Raw genomic sequence first — 364 nt, forward strand, 5'->3', positions numbered from 1 at the left:
TCCCCCATTCGGACATCCCCGGATCAAAGCCCGCTTACGGCTCCCCGAGGCATTTCGTTGTTCGCCACGTCCTTCATCGGCTCCTAGCGCCTAGGCATCCTCCGTGTGCTCTTAGTAGCTTAACCTAATTCAGCTATAAAGGATGATTCTAGAATTCATTGTTTCAATATCCAGTTTTCAAGGAACAAGACTTTTGCTTCCGCAAAATATCTAACCTCAGACATTCTACATCAGCATGAAAGGTATGCACCTTTCAAAACTGAACACGAGTGAGTAACAAACCGATTTGTATCGCATCTCACCGATGCGGATACTCCATAGAAAGGAGGTGATCCAGCCGCACCTTCCGATACGGCTACCTTGT

General features: G+C 47.3%; 1 rRNA gene. It reads right to left on the reverse strand.

Annotated features, from left to right (window positions below):
- Positions 1-125: ribosomal RNA gene (locus tag KJS47_RS23855) — 23S ribosomal RNA — on the reverse strand; the annotation flags it as partial.
- Positions 126-364 lie beyond the last annotated feature (239 nt).

The organism is Paenibacillus sp. J31TS4 (genome assembly GCF_018403265.1).
Lineage (GTDB): Bacteria > Bacillota > Bacilli > Paenibacillales > NBRC-103111 > J31TS4.